Raw genomic sequence first — 1,147 nt, forward strand, 5'->3', positions numbered from 1 at the left:
TTTTGCGTGGTCGGGTGTTGAGCTTGGCGGCGACGTAGTCGAGGTAGTCGGCCGGGAAGATTGAGAGGTCGGTGCCTTTGGCAAAGTATTGGCGTAGCAGGCCGTTGGTGTTTTCGTTGGTGCCGCGTTGCCATGGAGAATGCGGATCGCAGAAATAGATATCGAGTTCGGCGGCGGCGGCGATGGCGACATGGTTGGCCATCTCGCTACCTTGGTCCCAGGTCAAGGTTTTGCGCAGGATCGCTGGCAGCTGAGCCATCTTGTCGACGATGGCGTCTTGCACCGCATCGGCTCGGTGGTTGTCGGGCAGGTGCAACAGCATGACGAACCGGCTGGCACGCTCTACCACGGTGCCGATCGCCGAGGCCGAGGCGGTGCTGCCCAGTATCAGGTCGCCCTCCCAGTGCCCGGGCACCGCGCGATCCTTGGCTTCGGGCGGGCGTTCGCTGATGTTGATCATGTCGCGGATGCGGCCTCGGCGCTCGTCGGGACGGCGCTGAGGTTTGCGTATCGCCCGCCCGGTGCGCAGGCAGGTGTGCAATTCGCGGCGCAGATTCCCTTTGCCCTGAACGTAAATCGATCGGTAGATGGTCTCGGGTGACACTCGCATCTCCGGGTCGTTGGGGAAGTCGATCACTAACCGCTCAGCGATCTGCTCAGGGCTGTGTTCCTCAAGTAACCGCCTCTGCACCTCTTCATGCAACCGTTCGTTGACGGCCAGCTTGCTTGGTTTGGGGCGTCGAGCGCGTTGATCAGAACGGGCTTGGGCCACGTACGCGTCGTAATGCACCTGCGCAGTTCTGCCGCTTTGGCGCGCGCCGAAGGCTTGTTTCCGCCGATACCCCGACGTCCCCGTGACGTTATGGATATCGGCGTTGGCGTCGATCTCACGCTTGATCGTCGAGGCCGGCCGCCGCGGAGTCAACCGCGCACCTATCGACTGCAGCGACTCGTTAGTCTTGATGCCGAGGTCGATCTGGATGCGATCGGCTAAGGTCAATCGAGGCTTAGGACCTGAGTTCTTCGGTTCGGTAAGCCGTGGCTTCACTCCGCCAGCGTCGCGCAGCCAGCGAACTCCGGTACCTTCCGACACGCCGACCGCCAAACCGGCATCCCCGGCCGTACAGCCATCACTGACATGACCCCA

General features: G+C 62.3%; 1 protein-coding gene. It reads right to left on the bottom strand.

What is annotated here, in order from left to right:
• Positions 1-1,147, bottom strand: a 1,147-nt coding sequence (locus RMCN_RS30630) for an IS30 family transposase (RefSeq protein ID WP_084377912.1), incomplete at both ends; no start/stop codon positions are given.

The sequence above is a fragment of the Mycolicibacterium novocastrense genome (assembly GCF_001570485.1).
Lineage (GTDB): Bacteria > Actinomycetota > Actinomycetes > Mycobacteriales > Mycobacteriaceae > Mycobacterium > Mycobacterium novocastrense.